The organism is Streptomyces avermitilis MA-4680 = NBRC 14893, assembly GCF_000009765.2.
GTDB classification, from domain to species: domain Bacteria; phylum Actinomycetota; class Actinomycetes; order Streptomycetales; family Streptomycetaceae; genus Streptomyces; species Streptomyces avermitilis.
Genome location: NC_003155.5, coordinates 2014003 through 2035904, shown reverse-complemented (window position 1 = coordinate 2035904; position 21902 = coordinate 2014003). Strand labels below are relative to the sequence as shown.

General features: G+C 70.3%; 19 protein-coding genes. 18 read left to right on the top strand and 1 reads right to left on the bottom strand.

Translation table 11 applies throughout. The features are described from left to right. Nucleotides 1–347 precede the first annotated feature (347 nt). Nucleotides 348–1328 carry a UDP-glucose 4-epimerase GalE gene (gene galE / locus SAVERM_RS08800; protein ID WP_010983101.1) on the bottom strand — a complete coding sequence of 327 codons (981 nt, stop codon included), beginning with the start codon at nucleotides 1326–1328 and terminating at the stop codon, nucleotides 348–350. A 335-nt stretch (nucleotides 1329–1663) separates the two neighbouring features. Here galE and SAVERM_RS08795 point away from each other — a divergent pair, with 335 nt between their 5' ends. The 18 genes from SAVERM_RS08795 (at nucleotide 1664) to SAVERM_RS08715 (ending at nucleotide 21899) form a co-directional block, all read left to right on the top strand. Further along, on the top strand, nucleotides 1664–3463 hold the full coding sequence (locus SAVERM_RS08795; RefSeq protein ID WP_037645886.1) for a DUF5941 domain-containing protein: 1800 nt from the start codon (nucleotides 1664–1666) through the stop codon (nucleotides 3461–3463). After that, nucleotides 3460–4212: a phosphocholine cytidylyltransferase family protein gene (locus SAVERM_RS08790; protein ID WP_010983099.1), complete on the top strand. Its 753-nt coding sequence runs from the start codon at nucleotides 3460–3462 to the stop codon at nucleotides 4210–4212. Before SAVERM_RS08795 ends, SAVERM_RS08790 begins: the two co-directional genes overlap by 4 nt. Beyond that, nucleotides 4200–5261, top strand: coding sequence for an iron-containing alcohol dehydrogenase family protein (locus SAVERM_RS08785; protein WP_010983098.1), 1062 nt, complete (start codon nucleotides 4200–4202; stop codon nucleotides 5259–5261). The genes SAVERM_RS08790 and SAVERM_RS08785 overlap by 13 nt, the downstream gene beginning before the upstream one ends. Next, nucleotides 5239–6018, top strand: coding sequence for a CDP-alcohol phosphatidyltransferase family protein (locus SAVERM_RS08780; protein ID WP_042492878.1), 780 nt, complete (start codon nucleotides 5239–5241; stop codon nucleotides 6016–6018). Before SAVERM_RS08785 ends, SAVERM_RS08780 begins: the two co-directional genes overlap by 23 nt. Next, nucleotides 6015–6899, top strand: coding sequence for a glycosyltransferase family 2 protein (locus SAVERM_RS08775; protein ID WP_010983096.1), 885 nt, complete (start codon nucleotides 6015–6017; stop codon nucleotides 6897–6899). The genes SAVERM_RS08780 and SAVERM_RS08775 overlap by 4 nt, the downstream gene beginning before the upstream one ends. Before the next feature lie 97 nt (nucleotides 6900–6996). Then, complete coding sequence (locus tag SAVERM_RS08770) at nucleotides 6997–7926, top strand: ABC transporter permease (RefSeq protein WP_010983095.1); 930 nt, start codon at nucleotides 6997–6999, stop codon at nucleotides 7924–7926. After that, the gene (locus SAVERM_RS08765) at nucleotides 7919–8698 is read left to right on the top strand and encodes an ABC transporter ATP-binding protein (protein WP_010983094.1); all 780 of its coding nucleotides are present in this window, start codon (nucleotides 7919–7921) and stop codon (nucleotides 8696–8698) included. Before SAVERM_RS08770 ends, SAVERM_RS08765 begins: the two co-directional genes overlap by 8 nt. A gap of 330 nt (nucleotides 8699–9028) precedes the next feature. Next, nucleotides 9029–9961, top strand: a complete 933-nt coding sequence (gene hpnC, locus SAVERM_RS08760) for a squalene synthase HpnC (protein ID WP_202497326.1) — start codon at nucleotides 9029–9031, stop codon at nucleotides 9959–9961. Continuing rightward, entirely contained in the window at nucleotides 9958–10908 is a 951-nt protein-coding gene (gene hpnD / locus SAVERM_RS08755; protein ID WP_010983092.1) for a presqualene diphosphate synthase HpnD, read from the top strand. Before hpnC ends, hpnD begins: the two co-directional genes overlap by 4 nt. Continuing rightward, nucleotides 10908–11048 (top strand): DUF6380 family protein, encoded by a 141-nt coding sequence (locus tag SAVERM_RS44605; RefSeq protein ID WP_237528744.1) that lies wholly within the window; start codon nucleotides 10908–10910, stop codon nucleotides 11046–11048. The genes hpnD and SAVERM_RS44605 overlap by 1 nt, the downstream gene beginning before the upstream one ends. Further along, entirely contained in the window at nucleotides 11045–12472 is a 1428-nt protein-coding gene (hpnE, locus tag SAVERM_RS08750; protein ID WP_010983091.1) for a hydroxysqualene dehydroxylase HpnE, read from the top strand. The genes SAVERM_RS44605 and hpnE overlap by 4 nt, the downstream gene beginning before the upstream one ends. Beyond that, nucleotides 12469–13599 carry a polyprenyl synthetase family protein gene (locus SAVERM_RS08745; RefSeq protein ID WP_010983090.1) on the top strand — a complete coding sequence of 377 codons (1131 nt, stop codon included), beginning with the start codon at nucleotides 12469–12471 and terminating at the stop codon, nucleotides 13597–13599. Before hpnE ends, SAVERM_RS08745 begins: the two co-directional genes overlap by 4 nt. Nucleotides 13600–13713: 114 nt before the next feature. Then, nucleotides 13714–15714: a squalene--hopene cyclase gene (gene shc, locus SAVERM_RS08740; RefSeq protein WP_010983089.1), complete on the top strand. Its 2001-nt coding sequence runs from the start codon at nucleotides 13714–13716 to the stop codon at nucleotides 15712–15714. Next, the gene (locus SAVERM_RS08735) at nucleotides 15714–16355 is read left to right on the top strand and encodes a phosphorylase family protein (protein ID WP_037645889.1); all 642 of its coding nucleotides are present in this window, start codon (nucleotides 15714–15716) and stop codon (nucleotides 16353–16355) included. Before shc ends, SAVERM_RS08735 begins: the two co-directional genes overlap by 1 nt. A 5-nt stretch (nucleotides 16356–16360) precedes the next feature. Further along, the gene (hpnH, locus tag SAVERM_RS08730; RefSeq protein ID WP_010983087.1) at nucleotides 16361–17383 is read left to right on the top strand and encodes an adenosyl-hopene transferase HpnH; all 1023 of its coding nucleotides are present in this window, start codon (nucleotides 16361–16363) and stop codon (nucleotides 17381–17383) included. 4 nt (nucleotides 17384–17387) lie between these two features. After that, nucleotides 17388–18545, top strand: coding sequence for a flavodoxin-dependent (E)-4-hydroxy-3-methylbut-2-enyl-diphosphate synthase (ispG, locus tag SAVERM_RS08725; RefSeq protein WP_010983086.1), 1158 nt, complete (start codon nucleotides 17388–17390; stop codon nucleotides 18543–18545). A 28-nt stretch (nucleotides 18546–18573) separates the two neighbouring features. Further along, nucleotides 18574–20472 carry a 1-deoxy-D-xylulose-5-phosphate synthase gene (gene dxs, locus SAVERM_RS08720; RefSeq protein ID WP_010983085.1) on the top strand — a complete coding sequence of 633 codons (1899 nt, stop codon included), beginning with the start codon at nucleotides 18574–18576 and terminating at the stop codon, nucleotides 20470–20472. Next, a complete protein-coding gene (locus tag SAVERM_RS08715) occupies nucleotides 20469–21899 on the top strand; it encodes an aspartate aminotransferase family protein (protein ID WP_010983084.1) in 1431 nt (476 codons plus the stop codon). The genes dxs and SAVERM_RS08715 overlap by 4 nt, the downstream gene beginning before the upstream one ends. Nucleotides 21900–21902: the final 3 nt, after the last annotated feature.

Here is a 21902-nt window from a genome sequence, read left to right as displayed (position 1 = left end):
TCGCATCGGTCTTCCAGCCCAAGTCTGCCGTACGAATCCGGCACTCCCGGCACTTCGCGACTTCCCGCATGTCCCACCCCGGTGCCCCGGAACGGCCCGTGCGGCCGGTCCCGAGCGGACTCCGGGAGCGGCCGGATACCTGATCGTGCCCGGTGCCGCGCACCGGGAATCGCCCGTGTCGACACTCCGGGCGACCGCGCACGAGCCCGCGCCCCGCTTCGCCTGCACGCCCCCCGTACGTCGCGTGCGCGTGCGCGCGTACCCCCTACCTCACGTGCGGGTCCCCCCTACCTCACGCGGGTGTGGCTATCCGCACCTCACGCGGGTTGGCTCCTCACGCGGGTTGGCTATCCGCGCGCCGCTTCGGGGTGGTGATGGCGCCAGCCCCGCCACGCCGACTCCACCATCTCGCGCACCCCCCGCCGGGCGTGCCAGCCCAGCTCCTCGGCGGCCAGCGCGGCCGACGCGACCGCGCGCGGGGCGTCACCGGGACGGCGCGGCTCCACGAGGGCGGGGGTGGTGTCGCCGCTCACCTCGCCGATCAGCGTGATGAGCTCGCGCACCGAGACACCTTCGCCGCGGCCGATGTTCACGGTCAGGTCGCCCGTGGCGCCGGCGGTCAGCCGCCGTGCCGCCGCGAGATGCGCGTCGGCCAGGTCGGCGACGTGGATGTAGTCACGTACACAGGTGCCGTCGGACGTCGGATAGTCGTCGCCGAAGATCCTCGGGGCCTCGCCGCGGGTGAGACGGTCGAAGACCATGGGGACGACGTTGAAGACGCCCGTGTCGGCCAGCTCGGGCGAGGCCGCGCCGGCCACGTTGAAGTAGCGCAGACATACGGTCGAGATACCGTGCGCCCGGCCCGCCGCCCGCACCAGCCACTCACCGGCGAGCTTGGTCTCGCCGTACGGGTTCACCGGCGCACAGGGAGTGTCCTCCGTGATGAGGTCCACATCGGGGTTGCCGTAGACCGCCGCCGACGACGAGAACAGGAATCGCTGGATGCCCGCTCCGGCCACCGCGTCGAGGAGGGTCGTGAGACCGCCCACGTTCTCCTGGTAGTAGCGCGTCGGCTGCGCCACGGACTCGCCGACCTGCTTGCGCGCCGCGAGATGCACCACACCTGTCACGGAGTGCTCGGCGAAGACCCGCTTCAGCAGCGCCCCGTCCAGGGAGGAGCCCTGCACCAGCGGAATGCTCGTGGGGAGCCGGTCCGGCACCCCGGCCGAGAGGTCGTCGAGGACGAGCACACGCTCCCCGGCCTCCGTCATCGCCCACGCCACATGTGCACCGATGTATCCGGCCCCGCCGGTGATCAGCCATGTCATGGACGCCCACCCTATGCCGGTCGGCTCCGGCACGACCCCGCGCGCTGCCTGGAATGCCAGGTTCCGGGATGGTGTGTACGGTGCTTCGACGTCTTGAATGAGGGGATCTGGGGCCGCGGTTTGTGGCCCGGCCCAGAAATCCCCGATGATGATCGCGGCGGAGGCGGTCGACCAGACCGGGTTGATCGGGCCGTGAACGGCCGGTGAACGCCCGCTTCTCATCATCCGATAGCCTCTGCCGACACGCCGCCCGGCCGCCTTCGACGGCCAGGGGTGCCCCCCATCACGCACACGCCCGGCGCGAGCACGCGTCAACACCCAGGGAGTGAGTTCGTCTGTCGACCGCCATCCTCACCGGTCAGCCGGTCCCCGGATCGTCGCTCGAAGGCGATCTGCGGTCGCTCGGCTTCGACGTGCGGGTCGCCTCCGACGCCGGTGACGCAGAGACGCTCCTCGCCGCCGTGCCGGCGAACCAGCGGGTCGCGATCGTCGACGCCCGCTTCGTGGGCCACCTCCACGCGCTGCGCCTCGGTCTCACCGACCCGCGTTTCGAGGCCGCCGCGCTGGCCGGCGCCGTATCGGCCCAGCCCGGCGCCCGGCAGGCGCTGACCCGCGCCCTGGCCCGGGAGAGCTCCGCGGCGACCGGCGGTGCCACCGTCGTCATGGACAACCTCGCCGAGCGCATCACCGCGGCCCTCGACGCCGACGGCGTCCAGGTGCACCGCCCCGACCTCGGCACACTCGTCGCCGCCGTCCCCGCCGACCCGCAGGCCCGCAACGAGGTCCGCCAGGCCGTCACGGCCGTCGACGACGAGGCGGTACGGCTGCGTACCGCCGTGAAGTCCCGGGACGGCTTCTTCACCACCCACTTCATCAGCCCGTACTCGCGCTACCTGGCCCGCTGGTGCGCCCGCCGCGGTCTGACCCCCAACCAGGTCACCACCGCGTCCCTGCTCACCGCCCTGGTCGCGGCGGGCTGCGCGGCCACCGGCACCCGCGCCGGGTTCGTCGCGGCCGGCCTGCTGCTCCTGTTCTCCTTCGTCCTCGACTGCGCCGACGGGCAGCTCGCCCGTTACTCCCTGCAGTACTCGACGCTCGGCGCCTGGCTCGACGCGACCTTCGACCGGGCCAAGGAGTACGCCTACTACGCGGGCCTCGCCCTCGGCGCGGCCCGTGGCGGCGACGACGTATGGGCGCTCGCCCTCGGCGCGATGGTCCTGCAGAGCTGCCGCCACATCGTCGACTTCTCCTTCAACGAGGCGAACCACGACGCCACCGCCAACACCAGCCCCACCGCCGCCCTCTCGGACAAGCTCGACAGCGTCGGCTGGACGGTGTGGCTGCGCCGCATGATCGTCCTGCCGATCGGTGAGCGCTGGGCGATGATCGCCGTCCTCACGGCACTGACGACTCCCCGCATCACCTTCTACGCGCTGCTCATCGGGTGCGCCTTCGCGGCGACGTACACCACGGCGGGCCGGGTGCTGCGGTCACTGACGCGCAAGGCGCGGCGGACGGACCGCGCGGCCCAGGCTCTCGCCGACCTGACGGACTCCGGGCCGCTCGCCGAGTTCCTGACGCGCTTCGCGCGCAGGCTGCGCCTTCGCGGTCCCGCCTGCGTGGCTCTTGTCACGGGCGCTCTCGTGGTGCTGGCCGCCGCTCTCGCCCCGTACGGCAGCTGGTGGCCCGTCCTGGCCGCCGTGACGTACGTACTCCTGTCGCCCGTGGCCCTGCTGAAGCCCCTCAAGGGCGCGCTGGACTGGCTGGTTCCGCCGTTCTACCGTGCGGCTGAATACGGCACTGTTCTGGTACTGGCCGCCAAAGCGGACGTGAACGGAGCGCTGCCGGCTGCTTTCGGACTGGTGGCCGCGGTCGCCTACCATCACTACGACACGGTGTACCGCATCCGCGGGAACGCCGGCGCGCCGCCGCACTGGCTGGTGCGTGCGATCGGGGGGCACGAAGGCAGGACGCTGCTGGTCACCGTTCTGGCCGCGCTGCTCGTCCCCACAGATTTCAAGGTCGCGCTCACGGCACTCGCCGTGGCCGTGGCACTCGTGGTGCTCGTCGAGAGCATCCGCTTCTGGGTGTCCTCCCAAGCACCCGCCGTACACGATGAAGGAGAACCCGCATGATCGGCCTCGTGCTGGCGGCCGGCGCCGGACGGCGTCTGCGCCCCTACACCGACACCCTGCCCAAGGCTCTGGTGCCGGTTGGCCCCGAGGGCAACGAGGACAGCCTCACGGTCCTGGACCTCACCCTCGGCAACTTCGCGGAGATCGGCCTGACCGAGGTCGCGGTCATCGTCGGATACCGCAAGGAGGCCGTCTACGAGCGCCGCGAGGCGCTGGAGGCCAAGTACGGGCTCAAGATCACCCTCATCGACAACGACAAGGCCGAGGAGTGGAACAACGCCTACTCCCTGTGGTGCGGCCGTGACGCCATCAAGCACTCGGTGATCCTCGCCAACGGCGACACCGTGCACCCGGTCTCCGTCGAGAAGACCCTCCTCGCCGCCCGCGGCGACGGCAAGAAGATCATCCTCGCCCTCGACACGGTGAAGTCCCTCGCCGACGAGGAGATGAAGGTCGTCGTCGGCCCCGAGGGCGGCATGACGAAGATCACCAAGCTGATGGACCCGGCCGAGGCGACCGGTGAGTACATCGGCGTCACCCTCATCGAGGGCGAGGCGGCCGACGAGCTCGCCGACGCCCTGAAGACGGTCTTCGAGACGGACCCGCAGCAGTTCTACGAGCACGGCTACCAGGAGCTCGTCAACCGCGGCTTCCGCATCGACGTCGCGCCCATCGGCGACGTCAAGTGGGTCGAGATCGACAACCACGAGGACCTCGCCAAGGGACGTGAAATCGCGTGCCAGTACTGACGAGGCTCATCCCCTCGCCGGTCGTCGTCGACATCCGTCCGGGCGCCCTGGACGACCTGGCGAGTGTCCTCGCCGACCAGCGCATCTCGCACTCCGGCAAGCTCGCCGTCGCGATCAGCGGCGGCTCCGGGGCCAAGCTGCGCGAGCGGCTCGCCCCGGCGCTGCCGGGCGCGACCTGGTACGAGGTCGGCGGCGGCACCCTGGACGACGCGATCAAGCTCGCGGACGACATGAAGTCCGGGCACTACGACGCGGTCGTGGGTCTGGGCGGCGGCAAGATCATCGACTGCGCGAAGTTCGCCGCGGCACGTATCGGCCTCCCGCTGGTCGCCGTCGCCACGAACCTCTCGCACGACGGTCTGTGCTCGCCGGTCGCGACCCTCGACAACGACGCGGGCCGCGGCTCCTACGGTGTGCCGAACCCGATCGCGGTCGTCATCGACCTCGACGTCATCCGTGAGGCACCGGTCCGCTTCGTGCGCTCCGGCATCGGCGACGCGCTGTCCAACATCTCGGCGGTCAGGGACTGGGAGCTGGCCCACCGGGAGAAGGGCGAGCAGATCGACGGCCTGGCCGCCGCGATGGCCCGCCAGGCCGGCGAGGCCGTGCTGCGGCACCCGGGCGGCGTCGGCGACGACAGCTTCCTCCAGGTGCTCGCCGAGGGCCTGGTCCTCACCGGCATCTCCATGTCGGTCGCGGGCGACTCCCGCCCCGCCTCCGGCGCCTGCCACGAGATCAACCACGCCTTCGACCTCCTCTTCCCCAAGCGCGCGGCGAGCCACGGCGAGCAGTGCGGCATGGGCGCGGCCTTCGCGATGCATCTGCGCGGCGCGCACGAGGAGTCGGGGTACATGGCCGAGGTCCTGCACCGCCACGGCCTCCCCGTGCTGCCGGACGAGATCGGCTTCACCGTGGACGAGTTCGTCCAGGTCGTGGAGTTCGCTCCGCAGACCAGGCCGGGCCGCTACACGATCCTCGAACACCTCGACCTGAACACCGAACAGATCAGGGACGCATACGCCGACTATGCAAAAGCCATCGGTAGCTGAGCTCCGCCCGGTCGTTCACCCTCCGGGTGTGAAGGACCGGCGGAGCGGCGAACACTGGGCCGGCCGGCTCTACATGCGCGAGCTCTCGCTGCGCATCGACCGGCACCTGGTGAACACGCGGATAACGCCCAACCAGCTGACCTACGTGATGACCGTCGCCGGCGTCCTCGCCGCCCCGGCCCTGCTGGTGCCGGGGATCACGGGCGCCGTGCTCGGCGTGGTGATGGTTCAGCTCTACCTGCTGCTCGACTGCGTCGACGGCGAGGTCGCCCGCTGGAAGCAGCAGTTCTCGCTGGGCGGGGTGTACCTGGACCGGGTCGGCGCCTACCTGTGCGACGCCGCGGTCCTGGTCGGTTTCGGCCTGCGCGCCGCCGACCTGTGGGGCTCGGGCCGGATCGACTGGCTGTGGGCCTTCCTCGGCACCCTCGCCGCTCTCGGCGCCATCCTGATCAAGGCCGAGACCGATCTTGTCGGTGTCGCCCGTCACCAGGGCGGCCTGCCGCCGGTCAAGGAGGCGGCCTCCGAGCCGCGCTCGTCCGGCATGGCGCTGGCCCGCAAGGCCGCCGCCGCGTTGAAGTTCCACCGGCTCGTCCTCGGGGTCGAGGCGTCCCTGCTGATCCTGGTCCTGGCGATCCTGGACTCGATCCGGGGCGACCTGTACTTCTCGCGCCTCGGCGTAGCGGTCCTGGCGGGCATCGCCCTGCTCCAGACCCTGCTGCACCTCGTGTCCATCCTCGCGTCGAGCAGGCTGAAGTGAGCACCGCCACAAAGGTCGGCGCGGTCATCATCACGATGGGCAACCGCCCCGACGAACTCCGTGCCCTCCTCGACTCGGTCGCCAAGCAGGACGGCGACCGCGTCGAGGTGGTCGTGGTCGGCAACGGCTCTCCCGTCCCGGACGTCCCCGCGGGCGTCCGGACCGTCGAGCTGCCCGAGAACCTCGGCATCCCCGGCGGCCGCAACGTCGGGATCGAGGCCTTCGGCCCCGGCGGCACCGACGTGGACATCCTCCTCTTCCTGGACGACGACGGCCTGCTCGCCCACCACGACACCGCCGAACTGTGCCGCCAGGCCTTCACGGCCGACCCGGAACTCGGCATCATCAGCTTCCGCATCGCCGACCCCGACACCGGTGAGACCCAGCGTCGCCACGTGCCGCGGCTGCGCGCCTCCGACCCGATGCGCAGCTCACGCGTCACCACCTTCCTCGGCGGCGCCAACGCCGTCCGTACGAAGGTGCTCGCCGAGGTCGGCGGGCTCCCGGACGAGTTCTTCTACGCCCATGAGGAGACCGACCTGGCCTGGCGGGCCCTCGACGCGGGCTGGATGATCGACTACCGGTCCGACATGGTGCTGTACCACCCCACGACCGCCCCGTCGCGGCATGCGGTCTACCACCGCATGGTGGCCCGCAACCGCGTCTGGCTGGCCCGCCGCAACCTGCCCGCCCCCCTCGTCCCGGTCTACCTGGGCGTCTGGCTGCTCCTGACGCTGGCCCGCCGCCCCTCGGGCCCCGCCCTCAAGGCATGGTTCGGCGGCTTCAAGGAGGGCTGGACCAGCCCGTGCGGACCCCGGCGCCCGATGAAGTGGCGTACGGTGTGGCGCCTGACCCGACTGGGCCGACCTCCCGTCATCTGACAAGCTCGATATCTGAGAGCATTCGGCCGTACCCCGGTCCCTGGCTCCCGCCTAGGTCCGACAAGGCTGCGCACTTTGAGGACGAAAGCATCCACTTGTGAGTGAGACAACGCATGACGGCGGTGTCGCGGTGAGCGCCCGGCCGTCGCCCGACGAAGGGCTCTCCGGGGCCGAGCTGGCCGCCAAGTACGGGCTCGCGGTCAGCGGTGCCCGGCCCGGGCTCGTCGAGTACGTCCGCCAGCTCCTGGGGCGGCGTCACTTCATCCTGGCCTTCTCGCAGGCGAAGCTCACCGCCCAGTACAGCCAGGCCAAGCTGGGCCAGCTGTGGCAGGTGGCGACCCCGCTGCTGAACGCGGCCGTGTACTACCTGATCTTCGGTCTGATCCTGCACGCCAGCAAGGGCATGCCGTCCGATGTGTACATCCCGTTCCTGGTCACCGGCGTCTTCGTCTTCACGTTCACGCAGAGCTCGGTGATGGCGGGCGTACGCGCGATCTCCGGGAACCTCGGCCTGGTGCGCGCCCTGCACTTCCCGCGCGCCGCGCTGCCGATCTCGTTCTCGCTCCAGCAGCTCCAGCAGCTGCTCTTCTCGATGATCGTGCTGTTCCTCGTCGCGATCGGGTTCGGCAGCTACCCGAGCCTTTCGTGGGTGCTGATCGTGCCGGTCCTCGCGCTTCAGTTCCTCTTCAACACCGGCCTCGCGCTGATCATGGCCAGGATGGGGGCCAAGACCCCGGACCTCGCCCAGCTGATGCCGTTCGTGATGCGTACGTGGATGTACGCGTCCGGCGTGATGTTCTCGATCCCGGTCATGCTGGCCGACAAGCCGGCCTGGGTCGCCGACGTCCTTCAGTGGAACCCCGCCGCCATCTACATGGACCTGATGCGCTTCGCGCTCATCGACGGGTACGGCTCCGAGAACCTGCCCCCGCACGTCTGGGCGGTCGCCGCCGGCTGGGCCGTCCTCGTGGCGCTCGGCGGCTTCGTGTACTTCTGGAAGGCGGAGGAGCGGTACGGCCGTGGCTGAGCAGCGGAACGACTCCCACATTCCCACCGTCATCGCGGACGAGCTGCACATCGTCTACCGCGTCAACGGTGCCAAGACCGGCAAGGGCAGCGCCACCGCCGCCCTCAGCCGCATCGTCAAGCGCGGCGAGGAGCGCGGGGTGCGCAAGGTGCACGCCGTCAAGGGCGTCTCCTTCACCGCCTACCGGGGCGAGGCCATCGGCCTGATCGGCTCCAACGGCTCCGGCAAGTCCACCCTGCTGCGGGCCATCGCCGGCCTGCTGCCCGCGGAGAAGGGCAAGGTCTACACGGACGGCCAGCCCTCGCTGCTCGGCGTGAACGCCGCGCTGATGAACGACCTGACGGGCGAGCGGAACGTCATATTGGGCGGCCTCGCCATGGGCATGTCCCGAGAGCAGATCAGGGAGCGCTACCAGGAGATCGTCGACTTCTCGGGCATCAACGAGAAGGGCGACTTCATCACGCTCCCGATGCGGACGTATTCGTCCGGCATGGCGGCGCGCCTGCGCTTCTCCATCGCGGCCGCCAAGGACCACGACGTCCTGATGATCGACGAGGCCCTCGCCACCGGCGACCGGAAGTTCCAGAAGCGCTCCGAGGCCCGCATCCGCGAGCTGCGCAAGGAGGCCGGAACGGTGTTTCTGGTCAGTCACAACAACAAGTCGATCCGCGACACCTGTGACCGCGTGCTCTGGCTGGAACGCGGCGAGCTCCGCATGGACGGCCCGACCGAAGAGGTTCTCAAGGAGTACGAGAAGTTCACGGGCAAGTAGCTCGAAGAGTCCAGGGCCCCGCCGGAACGCTTCGGCGGGGCCCTGCGTCTGCAAAGGAAGCGCCAACTCTGGCTGTCCGTAGGAATCTTGACGCCAATCGGTGTGTTGTTGTGATGCGCAGGACACCCCGACGGAGCATGGCGCGTTGTACAACGTAAGCTGTACCGGTGCTGATTCGCGGCAAGTGGGGCGATAACGCGCGACACCCCCACACCGGTCACGCTGTGCGACGAACCGGGCGGCGTGTCCGAAATAGGATGTATTGGGTCGGCAGTGTAGAACGGGAGATGTGACGGCAATGGCTACGGAAGGTCTCCAGCGCCGCGAGGCATGTGCCGTCCCCGCGCCGGGTGGCGAGCAGTGACCGAAGCCGGGACGGCGCGCGCCGCGGACCCGGAGCGCGACACCCTCGACAAGGCCGCGGACGAGAACTTCCCCGTGGCGCCGTTCTTCCTGCCCAGGGCCTGGCGCACCGACCTGATGGCCGTGTACGGCTTCGCCCGCCTCGTCGACGACATCGGCGACGGCGACCTGGCCCCCGGCGGTGCCGACGCCCGCCTGCTCGGTGTGTCCCCGCGGGAGGCCGAGGACCGGCTGGCCCTCCTGGACGCCTTCGAGGCCGACCTCCACCGGGTGTTCGACTCCACCCCGCGCCACCCCCTGCTCCGCAGGCTCCAGCCCACGGTCCGGCGCACCGGTCTCAGCCCCGAGCCCTTCCTCGGCCTGATCGCCGCCAACCGCCAGGACCAGCTCGTCACGCGGTACGAGACCTACGACGACCTGGTCGCCTACTGCGAGCTGTCCGCCAACCCGGTCGGCCACCTCGTCCTCGGTGTCACCGGCACCTCCACCCCCGAGCGCGTCCGCCGCTCCGACGCGATCTGCACGGCGCTCCAGATCGTCGAGCACCTCCAGGACGTCTCCGAGGACCTGGGCCGTGACCGCGTCTATCTGCCCGCCGAGGACATGAAGCGCTTCCATGTGCAAGAGGCGGATCTTGCCACGGCCACAGCAGGCGCATCGGTGCGCGCCCTGGTCGCATACGAAACGGAACGCGCCCTGAACCTCCTGAATGAAGGCACCCCTCTCGTGGGTAGCGTCCACGGCAGGCTGAGGCTGCTGCTCGCGGGGTTCGTGGCGGGGGGAAGGGCGGCGATCCGCGCGATCGCCGCCGCCGAATACGACGTACTTCCCGGCCCGCCCAAGCCCGGCAAGCTTCAGCTGCTGCGCGAGGTGGGCGTGACTCTGCGAGGAGAGGGGTGATCCGGACCGTGGAGTCGGAACAACACGTGTCCGCACCGGTACTCGCCGCATACAGCTACTGCGAGACCGTCACCGGGCAGCAGGCCCGCAACTTCGCCTACGGCATCAGGCTGCTGCCGACGCCCAAGCGCCGCGCGATGTCGGCGGTCTACGCCTTCTCGCGGCGCGTCGACGACATCGGCGACGGCGCGCTCGCGCCCGACGTGAAGGCGGCGAGGCTCGAGGACACCCGGGCGCTGCTGTCCCGGGTGCGTGACGGGCGGGTGGACGAGGACGACACGGACCCCGTCGCGGTCGCCCTGGCGCACGCCGCCGAGCAGTTCCCGATCCCGCTCGGCGGCCTCGACGAACTGATCGACGGCGTCCTCATGGACGTGCGCGGCGAGACCTACGAGACCTGGGACGACCTCAAGGTCTACTGCCGCTGTGTGGCAGGGGCCATCGGCCGCGTCTCGCTCGGCGTGTTCGGCACGGAACCGGGCGCCCGCGGCGCCGAGCGCGCGTCAGAGTACGCCGACACCCTCGGCCTCGCTCTCCAGCTCACCAACATCCTCCGCGACGTACGCGAGGACGCCGAGGGCGGCCGCACCTATCTGCCCGCCGACGACCTCGCCAAATTCGGCTGCTCGGCCGGGTTCGACCGGCCGATCCCACCGGAGGGATCCGACTTCGCGGGCCTCGTGCACTTCGAAGTGCGTCGGGCCCGCGCCCTTTTCGCCGAGGGCTACCGGCTGCTGCCCATGCTGGACCGGCGCAGCGGTGCCTGTGTCGCCGCGATGGCGGGCATCTACCGCCGGCTCCTCGATCGCATCGAGCGCGAGCCGGAGGCCGTACTGCGCGGCCGGGTCTCGCTGCCCGGACGCGAGAAGGCGTACGTCGCCGTGCGTGGCCTGTCGGGCCTCGACGCCCGGCATGTGTCCCGGCGCACCGTCAGGAGGCGCGTCTGATGGACAATGTGGGCCAAGGTGATTCCAGCGGCGAAAAGCGGCACGCAACCCTCCGGTGGTGCACCGCGTCCCTGACTGCAACGGCCTGCCGTGCACCGTTCAAGCACCGCGGCGGACCGGCAGGGGAGGATGCGCGATGAGCGACGCCACTCGGCTCGAGGGGCCGGACGCGGAGGCCTCCGGCCGCCCCGAGAGGGCGGCCGTGGTGGTCGGCGGAGGACTCGCCGGCATCACCGCGGCGCTCGCCCTCGCCGACGCCGGAGTGCGTGTGACGCTGCTGGAGGGAAGGCCACGCCTCGGCGGGCTCGCCTTCTCCTTCCAGCGCGGCGCCCTGACCGTCGACAACGGCCAGCACGTCTATCTGCGCTGCTGCACGGCGTACCGCTGGTTCCTCGACCGCATCGACGCCGCCTCGCTGGCCCCCTTGCAGGATCGTCTCGACGTGCCCGTTCTCGATGCCGGGGGCAAGCCGGGACGGCGGCTCGGCAGAATCGGCCGCACCGCGCTGCCGGTGCCGCTGCATCTCGCGAAGAGCCTCGCCACCTATCCGCATCTCTCGCTCGCCGAGCGCGCCAGAGTCGGGCGCGCCGCACTGGCGCTCAAGGGACTCGACCTCGCGGATCCGGCGCTGGACACGCAGAACTTCGGCAGCTGGCTGGCCGCGCACGGTCAGTCGGCGCGTGCCGTCGAGGCACTGTGGGACCTGGTCGGGGTCGCCACCCTCAACGCGGTGGCCGGCGATTCCTCGCTCGGGCTCGCCGCGATGGTGTTCAAGACCGGTCTGCTGTCCGACCCGGGCGCCGCCGACATCGGCTGGGCGCGCGTCCCGCTGGGCGAACTGCACGACCGGCTGGCCCGCAAGGCGCTCGACTCCGTGGGCGTCCGTACCGAAGTCCGTACACGCGTGACCTCCATCTCCCTCAACGGAAACGGGCGTTGGAGCGTTCAGGTTCCCGGCGAGACGCTGCACGCGGACGCGGTCGTCCTCGCCGTACCCCAGCGCGAGGCCCACGAACTGCTGCCCGAAGGCGCGCTCGACGCCCCCGAGCGGCTGCTGGAGATCGGCACCGCGCCGATCCTCAACGTCCATGTCGTCTACGACCGGAAGGTGCTCAGCCGCCCGTTCTTCGCGGCGCTCGGCTCTCCGGTGCAGTGGGTCTTCGACCGCACCGAGGCCTCCGGGCTGCCCGAGGGGCAGTACCTGGCGCTCTCCCAGTCGGCCGCGCAGGACGAGATCGACGAGCCCGTCTCCGTGCTGCGTGAGCGCTATCTGCCGGAGCTGGAGCGGCTGTTGCCCGCGACGCGCGGCGCGCAGGTGAAGGACTTCTTCGTGACCCGGGAGCGCACGGCGACGTTCGCCCCCACCCCCGGCGTCGGGCGGCTGCGGCCCGGCGCCCGCACCAAGGCACCCGGCCTCTGTCTGGCCGGCGCGTGGACCGCCACAGGGTGGCCCGCGACCATGGAGAGTGCGGTCCGCAGCGGTGTCAGTGCGGCGGGCGCCGCCCTGAACGCCCTGGGCCGGCCCCGAGATCACCTCCTCGAACTCTTCGAGGAGGCGGCGTGACGCCCGATCTGCACGGGACTGGTCCCCGCACCCCCCGTACCGCAACAAGAGGAGAGACTGTGCCCACTGTGCCCCCGGCCGAGAAGGCTGCCGACGCGGTGGACGTGACCGCGCTCCTGGAGCGCGGCCGGACCCTGTCCACCCCGGTGCTGCGCGCGGCCGTGGACCGCCTGGCACCGCCCATGGACACCGTCGCCGCCTACCACTTCGGCTGGATCGACGCCGCGGGCAACCCCGCGGACGGTGACGGCGGCAAGGCCGTACGCCCCGCCCTCGCCGTGCTCTCCGCGCAGGCCGCCGGTGCCGCCCCCGAGGTGGGCGTCCCGGGCGCGGTCGCCGTCGAACTGGTGCACAACTTCTCGCTGCTGCACGACGACCTGATGGACGGCGACGAACAGCGCCGCCACCGCGACACCGTCTGGAAGGTGCACGGCCCCGCCCAGGCCATCCTCGTCGGCGACGCCCTCTTCGCGCTGGCCAACGAGATCCTCCTGGAGCTCGGCACGGTCGAGGCGGGCCGCGCCACCCGCCGCCTCACCACCGCCAGCCGCGCCCTGATCGACGGCCAGGCGCAGGACATCTCCTACGAGCACCGCGAGCGGGTCACCGTCGAGGAGTGCCTGGAGATGGAGGGCAACAAGACCGGCGCGCTGCTCGCCTGCGCCTGCTCCATCGGCGCGGTCCTCGGCGGCGCGGACGACCGCACCGCCGACACCCTGGAGAAGTACGGCTACCACCTCGGCCTCGCCTTCCAGGCCGTCGACGACCTCCTCGGCATCTGGGGCGACCCGGAGTCCACCGGCAAGCAGACCTGGAGCGACCTGCGCCAGCGCAAGAAGTCCCTCCCGGTCGTGGCGGCGCTCGCCGCGGGCGGACCCGCCTCCCGGCGGCTCGGCGAACTGCTCGCCGAGGACGCCAAGAGCAGCGACTTCGAGAACTTCTCCGAAGAGGAGTTCGCCGCGCGTGCCGCGCTCATCGAGGAGGCGGGCGGTCGCGAGTGGACCGCCCAGGAGGCGCGGCGCCAGCACACGATCGCCATCGAGGCCCTGGACACGATCGAGATGCCCCAGCAGGTGCGGGCCCAGCTCGTGGCGCTCGCCGACTTCGTCGTCGTACGGAAGAGATGATCACTATCGGTCGAATAAACCTCGCGTAGTCGCCGGCCGGTGCCGCGAGCAGAGAGAAGCACTGGCCGACGGCGGACCCACAGCAGAGTCGTACCACTGCACGAAGGGGAAGCCATGACAGCGACGACCGACGGAAGCACCGGGGCCCTGCCGCCCCGCGCTGCCTCGGCCAGCGAACCACACGACACGATCCCGCAGGCGGCCGGGAGTGTCGGAATCCAAGACGCCGCCGCGCGCGCCACACAGCGCGCCACCGACTTCCTGCTCTCGCGGCAGGACGCCGAGGGCTGGTGGAAGGGCGACCTCGAGACGAACGTCACGATGGACGCCGAGGACCTGCTGCTCCGTCAGTTCCTGGGAATCCAGGACGAGAAGACCACACGAGCCGCCGGACTGTTCATCAGGGGCGAGCAGCGTGCGGACGGCACCTGGGCCACTTTCTACGGCGGCCCCGGTGACCTCTCCGCCACCATCGAGGCGTATGTCGCCCTGCGCCTGGCCGGTGACGGCCCGGACGAGCCGCACATGGCGAAGGCGTCCGCCTGGATCCGCGAGCGGGGCGGCATCGCCTCGGCCCGCGTCTTCACCCGGATCTGGCTCGCCCTGTTCGGCTGGTGGAAGTGGGACGACCTGCCCGAACTCCCGCCGGAACTCATCTACTTCCCGAAGTGGATGCCGCTCAACATCTACGACTTCGGCTGCTGGGCGCGGCAGACCATCGTGCCGCTCACCGTCGTCTCGGCGAAGCGTCCGGTGCGGCCCGCCCCGTTCCCGCTCGATGAACTGCACGCCGACGCGAATGACCCCAACCCGGCCAAGCCCCTTGCCCCGATGGTGAGTTGGGACGGATTATTCCAGCGGCTCGACGTCGCTCTGCACACGTACCGCAAGGTCGCGCCGCGCAGGCTGCGCAAGGCCGCGATGAACACGGCCGCGCGCTGGATCATCGAGCGGCAGGAGAACGACGGCTGCTGGGGTGGTATCCAGCCGCCCGCCGTGTACTCGGTCATCGCCCTGTATCTGCTCGGCTACGACCTCGAACACCCCGTGATGCGCGAGGGGCTGGCGTCACTGGACCGGTTCGCCGTGTGGCGCGACGACGGGGCGCGGATGATCGAGGCCTGCCAGTCGCCCGTGTGGGACACCTGCCTCGCGACCATCGCGCTCGCCGACGCGGGCGTGCCCGCCGACCATCCGCAGCTCGTGCGGGCGGCGGACTGGATGCTCGGCGAGGAGATCGTCCGGCCCGGCGACTGGGCGGTGAAACGTCCCCAACTGCCGCCGGGTGGCTGGGCGTTCGAGTTCCACAACGACAACTACCCCGACATCGACGACACCGCCGAAGTCGTCCTCGCGCTGCGTCGCGTCAAGCACCACGACCCCGAGCGCCTGGACAACGCGATCCGGCGCGGGGTGCGCTGGAACCTCGGCATGCAGTCCAAGGACGGCGGCTGGGGCGCCTTCGACGTCGACAACACCAGCCCGTTTCCCAACCGGCTGCCGTTCTGCGACTTCGGCGAGGTCATCGACCCGCCGTCCGCCGACGTCACCGCGCACGTCGTGGAGATGCTGGCGTTCGAGGGCCTGTCGCACGACCCGCGCACCCGCCGCGGCATCCAGTGGCTGCTCTCCGCGCAGGAGGCCAACGGCTCCTGGTTCGGGCGCTGGGGCGTCAACTACGTGTACGGGACCGGGTCGGTGGTCCCCGCGCTGGTCGCCGCCGGACTCCCCGCCTCGCACCCCGCGATCCGCCGTGCCGTCACCTGGCTGGAGACCGTGCAGAACGACGACGGCGGCTGGGGCGAGGACCTGCGCTCCTACCCCGAGGCCGCCGAGTGGAGCGGCAAAGGCGCCTCCACCGCCTCCCAGACGGGGTGGGCGCTGCTCGCACTGCTCGCGGCGGGGGAGCGCGAGTCCAAAGCGGTGGAGCGCGGGATCGAATGGCTCGCCCAGACCCAGCGGCCGGACGGCTCCTGGGACGAGCCGTACTTCACCGGCACCGGGTTCCCCTGGGACTTCTCGATCAACTACCACCTCTACCGCCAGGTCTTCCCGCTCACCGCGCTCGGCCGGTACGTCAACGGCGAGCCGCTCGTCGAGGTCAAGGGGGGTTGATGAGCACGAAGCCCGATCCGGCCCCGCTGCTCATCGCGTGCGCGCTCGGCATCGAGCGCCTGGCGCTGCGCAGCGGCGACCGCGGCGGTGCCGACGGGCCCGTCACGGTGCTGCGTACGGGCATGGGGCCCAAGGCCGCCGAGCGGGCGGTCACCCGGGTGCTCGCCGACCCGGCGCTGCGTGAGGCCGCCGTCGTGGCCACGGGCTTCTGCGCGGGGCTCGCTCCCGGTATGCACCCGGGTGATCTCGTCGTCGCCGAGGAGACCCGGGACCCGCGTGGAGTCACCCCGTGCGTGGGCACCGAGGTGCTGGTCAAGGAACTCGTCCGCGCCGTGCCCGGGCGCACCGTCCACACGGGGCCGCTCATCGGCTCCGATCACGTCGTCCGCGGTCACGAACGGTCGGATCTGCTCCTGACCGGCGCAATCGCGGCCGACATGGAATCCGCGTCCACGCTCCACGGCGCCGTGTGCACGGGCACGCGCCCGGTTGCGGCCGTCCGAGTGGTCGTGGACGCTCCAGAACATGAACTCGTCCGTATCGGCACGGTCCGCGGTGGAATATCAGCCTTCCGCGTTCTCCGTGCCGTACTTCCCGCTTTCTTCGAATGGCACCGTTCTTTGCTGCTCCCCCGGAGGTGAGCCAGATGGCCATGCCACTGCGCCAGACCATCAAGGTCGCGACGTATCTCGCTGAACAGAAGCTCCGCAAGCGGGAGAAGTTTCCGCTGATCGTGGAGCTGGAACCGCTCTTCGCCTGCAATCTGAAGTGCGAGGGCTGCGGCAAGATCCAGCACCCGGCCGGAGTGCTCAAGCAGCGCATGCCGGTGGCGCAGGCCGTCGGTGCGGTGCTGGAATCCGGTGCGCCGATGGTGTCCATCGCCGGCGGCGAGCCGCTGATGCACCCCCAGATCGACGAGATCGTGCGGCAGCTGGTGGCCAGGAAGAAGTACGTCTTCCTGTGCACCAACGCCATGCTGCTGCGCAAGAAGATGGTCGACTTCACCCCGTCGCCCTACTTCGCGTTCGCCGTGCACATCGACGGCCTGCGTGAGCGGCACGACGAGTCGGTCGCGAAGGAAGGCGTGTTCGACGAGGCGGTGGAGGCCATCAAGGAGGCCAAGAGGCGCGGCTTCCGGGTGACCACCAACTCGACCTTCTTCAATACCGACACCCCCCAGACGATCATCGAGGTGCTCAACTTCCTCAATGACGACCTCGAGGTGGACGAGATGATGATCTCGCCCGCCTACGCCTACGAGAAGGCGCCCGACCAGGAGCATTTTCTCGGCGTGGAGCAGACCCGCGAGCTGTTCAGGAAGGCGTTCGCGGGCGGCAACCGGCGGCGCTGGCGGCTCAACCACTCGCCGCTGTTCCTCGACTTCCTCGAGGGCAAGGTCGACTTCCCGTGCACGGCGTGGGCGATCCCCAACTACTCGCTGTTCGGCTGGCAGAAGCCCTGCTATCTGATGAGCGACGGGTACGTCACGACGTACCGGGAGCTCATCGAGGACACCGACTGGGACGCGTACGGTCGCGGCAAGGACCCGCGCTGCGCCAACTGCATGGCGCACTGCGGCTACGAGCCGACCGCCGTCCTGGCCACGATGGGTTCCCTCAAGGAGTCCCTGCGCGCGGCCCGCGAGACCGTCTCCGGAAACCGCGGGTGACGTCATGACGGCCATTTCCCTGGGCGTCCCCGAAGTGCCCGTCCGTCCGATCGCCGAACGCCGTGTCTCCCGGCAGATCCAGGTCGGACCGCTGGCGGTCGGCGGCACGGCCCCGGTGTCGGTGCAGTCGATGACGACGACGCGTACGTCGGACATCGGCGCCACGCTCCAGCAGATCGCGGAACTCACCGCGTCCGGCTGCCAGATCGTCCGCGTCGCCTGCCCCACGCAGGACGACGCGGACGCCCTCGCGGTCATCGCCCGCAAGTCGCAGATCCCCGTCGTCGCGGACATCCACTTCCAGCCGAAGTACGTGTTCGCGGCGATCGAGGCGGGCTGCGCGGCGGTCCGGGTGAACCCGGGCAACATCAAGCAGTTCGACGACAAGGTCAAGGAGATCGCGCGCGCCGCCAAGGAGCACGGCACGCCGATCCGCATCGGCGTCAACGCGGGCTCGCTCGACCGGCGGCTGCTGGAGAAGTACGGCAAGGCCACCCCCGAGGCGCTCGTCGAGTCGGCGCTGTGGGAGGCGTCGCTCTTCGAGGAGCACGACTTCCGGGACATCAAGATCTCGGTCAAGCACAACGACCCGGTGGTCATGGTCAACGCGTACCGCCAGCTGGCGGCGCAGTGCGACTACCCGCTGCACCTCGGCGTGACCGAGGCCGGCCCCGCCTTCCAGGGCACGATCAAGTCGGCCGTCGCCTTCGGCGCGCTGCTCAGCGAGGGCATCGGCGACACGATCCGCGTCTCGCTGAGCGCGCCCCCCGTCGAGGAGATCAAGGTCGGCATCCAGATCCTGGAGTCGCTGGGCCTCAGGCAGCGGCGCCTGGAGATCGTCTCCTGCCCGTCCTGCGGGCGCGCCCAGGTCGACGTCTACAAGCTGGCCGAGGAGGTCACGGCGGGTCTGGAGGGCATGGAGGTGCCCCTGCGCGTCGCGGTCATGGGCTGCGTCGTCAACGGGCCGGGGGAGGCCCGCGAGGCCGACCTCGGCGTCGCCTCCGGCAACGGCAAGGGACAGATCTTCGTGAAGGGCGAGGTCATCAAGACGGTGCCCGAGTCGAAGATCGTGGAGACCCTGATCGAGGAGGCGATGAAGATCGCCGAGCAGATGGAGCAGAACGGCGTCGCGTCCGGGGAACCGGCCGTCACCGTGAGTTGAGCAGCTACGGACCGAGAGGGGGCCCGACGTGACGATGCTGGAGAACATCCGGGGACCACGCGACCTGAAGGCGCTGTCCGAGGCGGAACTCGGTGAACTGGCCGAAGAGATACGGGAGTTCCTGGTGCATGCGGTCGCCAGGACAGGAGGCCATCTGGGGCCCAATCTGGGGGTGGTGGAACTCTCCGTCGCACTGCACCGGGCCTTCGAGTCACCGGTCGACCGCATCCTGTGGGACACCGGCCACCAGAGCTATGTGCACAAGCTTCTGACTGGGCGGCAGGACTTTTCCAAGCTGCGCAGCAAGGGCGGCCTGTCCGGCTATCCCTCGCGCGAGGAGTCCGAGCACGACGTCATCGAGAACAGCCACGCGTCGACCGTGCTCGGCTGGGCGGACGGGCTCGCCAAGGCCCGCCAGGTGCAGGGCGAGAAGGGGCATGTCGTCGCGGTCATAGGCGACGGCGCGCTGACCGGCGGCATGGCCTGGGAGGCGCTGAACAACATCGCCGCCGCCAAGGACCGCCCGCTGATCATCGTCGTCAACGACAACGAACGTTCGTACTCGCCCACCATCGGCGGCCTCGCCAACCACCTCGCCACGCTCCGCACCACCGACAGCTACGAGAAGGTGCTGGCCTGGGGCAAGGACGTACTGCTGCGCACGCCGGTCGTCGGCAACACCCTCTACGAGTCGCTGCACGGCGCGAAGAAGGGGTTCAAGGACGCGTTCGCGCCGCAGGGCATGTTCGAGGACCTGGGGCTGAAGTACGTAGGGCCGATCGACGGGCACGACATGAAGGCGATGGAATCGGCGTTCAGACGCGCGAAACGTTTCCACGGGCCGGTGCTCATCCACTGCCTGACGGAGAAGGGCCGGGGATACGAGCCCGCGCTCGCCCACGACGAGGACCGTTTCCACACCGTCGGCGTGATGGACCCCCTCACCTGCGAGCCCCTCGCCCCCTCCAACGGCCCTTCCTGGACCTCGGTGTTCGGTGACGAGATCGTCCGGATCGGCGAGGAGCGCGAGGACGTCGTGGCGATCACGGCGGCCATGCTGCACCCGGTGGGGCTGAACAAGTTCGCGGAGAAGTTCCCCGGCCGGGTCTGGGACGTCGGGATCGCCGAGCAGCACGCGGCGGTGTCGGCGGCAGGTCTCGCCACGGGCGGGCTGCATCCGGTCGTAGCGGTGTACGCGACCTTCCTCAACCGCGCCTTCGACCAGCTGTTGATGGATGTCGCGCTGCACCGCTGCGGGGTGACCTTCGTGCTGGACCGGGCCGGGGTCACCGGCGTCGACGGCGCCTCCCACAACGGCATGTGGGACATGTCGATCCTCCAGGTGGTGCCCGGCCTCAGGATCGCCGCACCGCGCGACGCCGACCAGCTGCGGGCCCAGCTGCGGGAGGCGGTGGCGGTCGACGACGCGCCGACGCTGCTGCGTTTCCCGAAGGAGTCCGTGGGGCCCGCGATCCCGGCGGTCGACCATGTGGGCGGCATGGACGTACTGCACCGCTTTCCCGAGTCTCCGCAGGTCCTGCTGGTCGCCGTCGGTGTCATGGCCCCGGTCTGCCTCCAGGCCGCCGAACTGCTCGAGGCGCGGGGCATCGGCTGCACGGTCGTCGACCCGCGCTGGGTCAAGCCCGTCGACCCTTCGCTGCCGGGGCTGGCCGCCGAGCACCGGCTGGTCGCGGTCGTCGAGGACAACAGCCGGGCGGCCGGCGTCGGCGCCGCGGTCGCGCTGGCCCTCTCGGACGCCGAAGTCGACGTGCCGGTACGGCGGTTCGGTATCCCGGAGCAGTTCCTCGCGCACGCCAAGCGCGCCGAGGTGCTGGCCGACATAGGCCTGACGCCCGTCGAGATCGCCGGGCGGATCAGCGCGGGGCTGGCCACCAAGGAAGAGCTGTCCAAGGAGAAACAGGAATGACCATCCCCTCAGGGAAGGCGCCGTCGGAGGGGGCCCCTTCCGGAAACCGGGAGTTCGACCTCGGCGCCCTGCTGGCCGAGCGCGGCGCCGAGCGCTACGAACTGCACGCCAAGTACCTCAATCACCAGCTCCCGCGCATGCTGCACACCATCGGCTTCGACAAGGTGTACGAGCGGGCCGAAGGGGCGCACTTCTGGGACGCGGACGGCAAGGACTACCTGGACATGCTCGCCGGGTTCGGGGTGATGGGCCTGGGCCGCCATCACCCCGTCGTCCGCAAGGCGCTGCACGACGTCCTGGACGCCTCGCTCGCCGACCTCACCCGCTTCGACTGCCAGCCACTGCCCGGACTGCTGGCGGAGAAGCTGCTCACGCACAGCCCGCACCTCGACCGCGTGTTCTTCGGCAACAGCGGCACGGAGGCGGTCGAGACCGCGCTGAAGTTCGCCCGGTACGCCACCGGGAAGCCGCGGATCCTGTACTGCTCGCACGCCTTCCACGGGCTGACCACCGGCTCGCTGTCCGTGAACGGCGAGGACGGCTTCCGCGACGGCTTCGCCCCGCTGCTGCCCGACACCGCCGTCCCACTCGGCGATCTCGACGCCCTGGCGAGGGAGCTGAAGAAGGGCGACGTCGCCGCCCTGATCGTCGAACCGATCCAGGGCAAGGGCGTCCACGAGGCCCCGCCCGGACATCTGCGCGCCGCCCAGGACCTGCTGCAGAGGCACAAGGCGCTGCTCATCGCCGACGAGGTGCAGACCGGCCTCGGGCGCACCGGCGACTTCTACGCCTACCAGCACGAGGAGGGCGTGGAGCCCGACCTGGTCTGTGTGGCCAAGGCGCTGTCGGGCGGCTATGTGCCGGTCGGCGCCACCCTGGGCAAGGAATGGATCTTCAAGAAGGTCTATTCGTCGATGGACCGCGTCCTTGTCCACTCGGCGAGCTTCGGCTCCAACGCGCAGGCCATGGCGGCGGGCCTCGCCGTGCTCTCCGTCATGGAGAACGAGCAGATCGTCGCGAACGCCCGCGCGACCGGAGAACAGCTCAAGTCCCGGCTCGCGGCGCTCGTCGACACGTACGAGCTGCTCAGTGACGTACGGGGCCGGGGTCTGATGATCGGCATCGAGTTCGGGCGGCCCACGTCGCTGAAGCTGCGCAGCCGCTGGACCGTGCTGCAGGCCGCCCGGAAGGGTCTGTTCGCGCAGATGGTCGTCGTCCCGCTGCTGCAACGCCACCGGATCCTCACCCAGGTCTCCGGCGACCACCTGGAGGTGATCAAGCTGATTCCGCCGCTGATCATCGACGAGCGGGACGTGGACCGGTTCGTGGCCGCCTTCACCGCCGTGATGGACGACGCGCACAGCGGCGGCGGCCTGCTGTGGGACTTCGGGAAGACGCTGGTCAAGCAGGCTGTTGCCCAGAGGTAGACG